4 protein-coding genes and 1 pseudogene are annotated in these 6,064 nt (G+C 63.2%); 4 read left to right on the forward strand and 1 reads right to left on the reverse strand.

Annotated features, from left to right (window positions below; genetic code table 11):
* On the reverse strand, positions 1-2,711 hold a 2,711-nt coding region (locus QZ501_RS14635; RefSeq protein WP_295720542.1), incomplete at its 3' end, for an insulinase family protein.
* 143 nt (positions 2,712-2,854) lie between these two features.
* Between QZ501_RS14635 and QZ501_RS14640 the strand changes: the two genes are divergently transcribed.
* The 4 genes and pseudogenes from QZ501_RS14640 to QZ501_RS14655 form a co-directional block, all read left to right on the forward strand.
* Entirely contained in the window at positions 2,855-3,319 is a 465-nt protein-coding gene (locus QZ501_RS14640; RefSeq protein WP_225741655.1) for a hypothetical protein, read from the forward strand.
* 120 nt (positions 3,320-3,439) lie between these two features.
* On the forward strand, positions 3,440-4,720 hold the full coding sequence (locus tag QZ501_RS14645) for a PEGA domain-containing protein (protein ID WP_151439378.1): 1,281 nt from the start codon (positions 3,440-3,442) through the stop codon (positions 4,718-4,720).
* Positions 4,721-4,768: 48 nt separating this feature from the next.
* Positions 4,769-5,854, forward strand: coding sequence for a response regulator (locus tag QZ501_RS14650; RefSeq protein WP_151439377.1), 1,086 nt, complete (start codon positions 4,769-4,771; stop codon positions 5,852-5,854).
* Positions 5,855-5,922: 68 nt separating this feature from the next.
* Positions 5,923-6,064, forward strand: a pseudogene (locus tag QZ501_RS14655) (6-pyruvoyl tetrahydropterin reductase); the annotation flags it as partial.

The raw sequence follows: 6,064 nt of genomic DNA on the forward strand, positions 1-6,064 counted from the left end.
CCCGCCGGTGAGCGCGGCCGGTCCAGCTGGGAGATCACGCCCAGTATGGCCTCTTCCACGGAGGCCGCAGTCTGCCCACCAGCATGCAGCCACTCCAGTGAGCGATCGAAGTCGGCCAGGGTCTCCTCGAGGCGCGGGTCGCGATAGGAGAAGAAACGGAAAACCCCGTTGGCGCTGTCCTGCCCCGCGCCGCTGCCGTAGGCGCCGCCCTGCTCCCGGATACTGCGGTGCAGGTTGTCATTGCGCAGCAGCACACCCAGAACGCTCAGCGGTGCCGCATCCGGATGTTCCACCGGCACCGTCGGAAAGGCCCGGGCGCAGAAGTTCACTTGGGTCGCGGTCAGCCAGCCTTCGTTGACCTGTTCACTCACCGGATCCAGATGGAAGCCACCTTCAGCCCGATCCCCATCCAGGGACCAGTAGCCACGCACAGCGGCCTCGGAGCCTTCCAGTCCACTGCTCTCGCCAATCAGCAGAAAGTCCGGCCCGCCCGCGTGGATCCGCTCATGAAGCTCCGACAAGCGCTGGCAGAAGCGGTCAAGCTCGGCGCTGTCGTCCAGGCGGTCATCCAGAGCCACAAGCTGGCGGATGCCCTCGAGCCCACCGAGTTCATAGGTCAGGCGGGCGCCGGGGCTGGCCCCGTGTGAAGCCGCACCCATGGCCAATGCGTGACCGCTGCCGGTGATGGAATGTTCCCTGCGGGCGCGCATCTGCGCCACCAGCTCACGCACCCGCTCTTTTTCGTCAAACCGTGCGGCAGAGGCAACGTCATGCAGAAGCCCGGCGAGATCGTCGCTGTTCGCGGCCAGGGCCTTGCCGCCCAGGGTAAAGTAGCCGCGCACGGACTGTACATCGTCAACGTTGCCCTTGATCGTGGCCGCCCCGCTGATGCCACCACTGCCCGCCGAGATGCGGTCCTGCATACGCAGATAGTCCTCGGAGCCCGCACCCACCTCGCTCAGCATGCTCGAATAGATGGGCAGAAGCTGGCGCTGTTCCGGGGCGAGATCCGGCAGCGGCGCCACAAGCTGCTGGTACACCAGGCCATTGGTGCCCATGTGATAGCGGGTGATGCGCCCGGACGCGTCGGACTCCCCTTCCGGGATCTTCAGCGACGCCGGCACATCCTCGATGCCCACGCGCGGCAGCATGCTGTCGTCCGCTTCCTGGTTCTGGCGTGCCTGCAGGGCCTGCGCTTGCTCGACCAGGGTCCGCTGCTCCTCTTCGGTCAGGCTCGCCTTCTGCTCGTCCAGCGCCTGCCGCACCGCCTGTTCCCGGCGTTCGTTGAGGCCGGTGTCCGGCGCCAGTGCCAGGCGCACCCGGTGAGGGTTGTCCAGAAGCAGGCGCCGGATCAGCCCGGGCACATACTCCGGATCCCGGATGCGTTCACGAAGCCGTTCCAGTACCGGCTCCAGGTCGAGCAGATCCACCGGATCACCACCGTGCACCATGGGCGAGAGCGCCTGCATGATCAGTTGCAGACCGTAGGGGAACCCGTCACCCGAGATCTCGCGCTGCTGCAGTTCCAGCTGGTGCACGATGGCCTCCAGCTTCTCATGGGCGACGCCCTCGCGTGCCACCTGCTCCAGTGTCTCAAGAATCAGATTCTCCACGTCGCCGGCCTGCTCCGGCTCCGTGCCTTCGATGCCGCAGACAAAGGTCATTTCCCGGTTGGAATCCTCGAGCCCGCACAGCGGCGAGGGTGCCTGCCCCAGGCTGGTGGTCTCCAGAGCCTGCAGCAGCGGCGAGGCACTGTTTTCCAGCAGAACGGCTGTGAGCAGTTCCGCCTCAAGGTTCTTCTCCAGGTCGAAACTCTCCCCCAGCAGCCAGCCCATGACCACATGGGTCCGGTTGTCAGTGCCCTCGTCCGGGTCCACGCCGTAATGCTCCTGAACCCTCACAGGGGCGTAGTAGCGCTTCTCATTGCGCACCGGCAGGTCGATCTCCGCCGCCTGGAACCGGTTCAGCGCCAAGGACTCAAAACGCTCCTGGTGCTCGCGCGCCGGGATATCGCCGAAGGTGGCGAAGATCGCGTTGCTGGGATGGTAGTGGCGGCGATAGAACTGGACCAGCTGGTCATAGGTCAGGTCCACGATATGGTCCGGCTCGCCGCCGCTGTTGTAATGATAGGTCGTGGTCGGGAACAGATGCTTGGACAGCGTCTGCCAGAGCTGTGACACCGGCGAACTCATAGCGCCCTTCATCTCGTTGTAGACCACGCCCCTGTGCACCAGTGGCGTACTGGGGTCGTCCGGAGTCTCGAATTCGAGCCGGTGGCCCTCCTGGGCGAAATCCAGCGGGTCCAGATTGGAAAAGAACACGGAATCCAGATAGACCGAGAGCAGGTTGTCGAAATCCTTCCGGTTGCGACTGGCAAACGGATAGGCAGTCCAGTCACTGCTGGTCAGCGCGTTCATGAAGGTGTTCAGCGAACGCTGGATCATCATGAAGAACGGATCGCGCGTGGGGTAGTTCTCGCTCCCGCACAGGGCCGTGTGCTCGAGGATGTGCGCGACCCCGGTGGAGTCCATGGGGAAGGTCCGCAGTGCCACGAGGAAAACGTTCTCGTCGTTGTCTGAAGCGAGATGCAGATGGCATGCCCCGGTGGCCCGATGGCGGTACTCCTCCACCTCCAGGTGAAGTGTCTCGATCCGGTGATTGCGTACCCACTCGAAAGCCGGGTGAACCTGCGGTTCCGCCTGATCCAGCATGCTCTCGTCCTGTCCGATGAATGTGCCGCCATTCTAGCGGTTGCGCGCCCGTGTTCCCACAGCCGTAGCGGGGTGGCCTCTGGCAACCGCTCACATCTTGTTTATAGTGAGGGGACACTGGGCAACTTATGCATGGACAATCATTGACCAGCCAAAACGAGCATACCGAGACTTCCGGATCCCGTCCGCGGGTTGAAGCCTACTGGGTTGAACGCAAGCGCTACCTGGAAGAGATCCGGGGCATACCGGAACTGCGGCGGCGATACGTCAACGCGCTGGCGATCTATCTGATCCGCCGGATCCTCTGGTCCTTCGGATTCTTCCCGGTATTTCTGGGATTCTGGATTCCGCTGGTGTTCGCCCGCTTCAATCCCGTGGCGCTGGTGGACAACGCCCTGCCGCACCTGGAGCGCTTCGTGGACGCAACCGCCCAGGTCCAGGCCACCACCCTGGAGACGCTGGTACTGTCCTGGCTTTCCGTGGGCCTGCTTTTCGCGGTCTTTGACCTGGTCCTGACGCCGTTCAAATCGCCCTACGAGTACGAAGCAGACGTGCACATGCGCGCCTGGGAGGAACTGCAGCAGCAGAGCCGCTCGGAAAACGCCTGAAAAGTGCGTCACTTCACGCAGCCAGTACCCGTTCTCCGATAACATGAAGTCAGACTGAACAGGTGGCCGCCATTGCCTCCTGCCTGACCCGCGGTGCCGCAATGAACGGAGTGGCATGCAATGATCGACTACAGACCACTGCTGTTTGCGAATTTTCTCGCGATCATGCTGCTGGTGACGGCCGGCTTTGCCACCATCCAGCGCTCTCCGGAGCTGGTGGGCTCACGCATTCCGGCGGTTTCCCCCTCCTCTTCCGGGGAGACGCAAACCAGCGCGGGTGATGAGCGCGCCCCAGCAGACAGATCCCAGGCCAGCGCCGACAGGATTCCTCGGGTCATCCCGGCCGTTTCCGTACCTGATACGGGTAGCAGCTCCGAAAACACGCCTGATGACGCTCGCGCCGAAATGGCAGCTGATTCCCAGCCCACCGCCGGCGGAAAGGCGGAGCAGAAGAAAAAGCAGCAGCCGACACAAGCCCGGCTGACACTGCGCTCCAACGTCTACGACGACCAGGTGCGGATCAATGGCAAGCCCCGGGGGTCCACCGCCATGGACCTGGAGCTGGCCCCCGGAACCTACACCATCGAGATCAGCAAACCGAAACACAGTACCTGGCGCGAGCGGATCCACCTGGATGCCGGCGACTCCCCCACCCTGATGGCGCGCCTTGAGCGCTACACCACTGTCCGTTACCGCAACGGCACCTGGGAACACGGCGTGAAAACCGGCGAAGGCACCTACCGCGACAGCGACGGCCTCACCTACGAGGGCGAATTCCGCAACGGTGAGTTCCACGGCGAGGGGACAGCCCACTTCCCGGACGGGCGCATCTATGAAGGCGAGTGGCGGCAGGGCACCATGCATGGCGAAGGCAACCTGCAGCGCCCCAATGGTGATGTCTATGAGGGCGATTTCCAGGATGGCGAGTACCACGGCCGTGGCACACTCACCGCCAGCAACGGCGACACCTTCACCGGTAACTGGGAAGACGGCGAGCTTAACGGGCACGGCACCCTCACCACCGCTGAAGGACTCATGTACGTGGGTGATTTCCGGGACGGCGAGCTGCACGGCGAGGGCCGCCTGACCTACCCCAACGGCGGCTATTACCGTGGCGAGTTCGCCAACGACCGTTTCCATGGCGAAGGGGTCCGCACTTTCAGCAGTGGGCGCCAGTACCGGGGCCAGTTTGTCGATGGCCGTTTCCACGGCGAGGGCGAGATCCGTCATCCCAGCGGCGCCAGCATTGAAAGCACGTTCCGGGAAGGCGAACCCTACGGCGAGGTCCGCATGACCACGCCGGAAGGTGAGGTCTTCATCGCCCGCACTTCGGAGCCGGGAGTGTGCTACCGCAAGGGCAGCTACCGGGAAACCCAATGTCCATCCATGGAGGCGTGGTGACCCATGTCAGCCCATCCGGTAACAACGCAGTACGCAAGAGGAAGCCAGATGACCATCAATACCGCTCTGCTGGTGGACGACTCCAAAGTCGCCCGCTTCGCCCTGAGCAAACTCCTTGAGAGCCGGAGCATGGACGTAAGCATGGCGGGCTCCGCCGAGGAGGCTCTGGATCTGCTGAACAGCGAACAGCCACCGGACGTCATCTTCATGGACCACCTGATGCCGGGCATGAATGGCGTGGAGGCCACCAAGGCCATCAAGCGCAACCCGGCAACCGCCTCCATCCCGGTGGTCATGTGCACCTCAAAGAAATCGGATGATTTCATTCAGGAAGCGCAGGGATACGGAGTCTACAACATCCTCACCAAACCCCCGCAGGCGGACGGTCTCGACAGCATCCTCACGGCCCTGACCCAGGACCTGAACCAGGGGACCCTGCCCGAACCACCGGCCCCCGAGGATGTGGCCGAACCACCCGAGGATTCCGAGCCCCTTGAAACCGGGGCCAGCGTGCGGCTTGCGGACAGCCCCCAGAGCACGGGCACCGAGGGGGACACCGTTCCCCTGACCACGGAGCTGATCGAACAGATCGCGCGTTCAGCGGTGAAGACCCACATCCACAACCGGCTGCATGAGCTGCTTTCCAGTCTCTTCGACGAACAGCACGACCATGTCCGCCGCCTGATCGAGGACAGTGAACGCCGGCGGGAAGAGGCGATTGAAAAGCAGACCGCGGATTTCCGTGAACTGGTGGAAAACCGACTGGAGGCGCTGAAGAATGAAGTGGCCGCTGAAGTCACCCTCAACCTGGGCAATGAACTCAGTGAACTGCGCCGGGAGCTGCGGGAGCAGAACCAACAGGGACTGACGGAAAGCGACCTGAACGCCCTCAAGGATCACCTGACAGCGACACAGACGGTGGATACGGAGTTCTGGCAGTCCCTGCAGTCGGAAGCGGTCCAGCAGGCCCATGACATCGCGCGGGACACTTCCGAGGAGGTCGCCCAGCGTACCCTGGACCTCTACCGGCGCGAGCAGAAAACCACGGCAGCGCGGATCTACACCATGGCACTGGCCGTCAGCCTGGGTATCTTCAGTCTCGGCATTGCCTGGCTCGGCGGGCTTATAGGTTGAGCCGCTGCCCGCCGCATGGCGTGATCTGCTACCATGCGGCCTTTCACAGCGCAGGCAGCCACCGAATCATGAACCGTCTTTTCGTTGATAACCTGACCGTCATTGACTTTGCCTACTTGGACCGTCACCGCGGCCTGGTCGGCGAAAGCTGGATTGTGGACATTGAACTCGCCGGCGAGCTGAACGATGCCGGTATGGTGTTCGACTTCG

It is taken from the genome of uncultured Halovibrio sp., assembly GCF_913056445.1.
Classification (GTDB): domain Bacteria; phylum Pseudomonadota; class Gammaproteobacteria; order Pseudomonadales; family Oleiphilaceae; genus Halospina; species Halospina utahensis_B.

Excerpts from the sequence above, each read along its gene's own strand:
- QZ501_RS14645 (WP_151439378.1), top strand. The coding sequence starts at position 3,440 with ATGATCGACTACAGACCACTGCTGTTTGCGAATTTTCTCGCGATCATG.
- QZ501_RS14650 (WP_151439377.1), top strand. The coding sequence starts at position 4,769 with ATGACCATCAATACCGCTCTGCTGGTGGACGACTCCAAAGTCGCCCGC.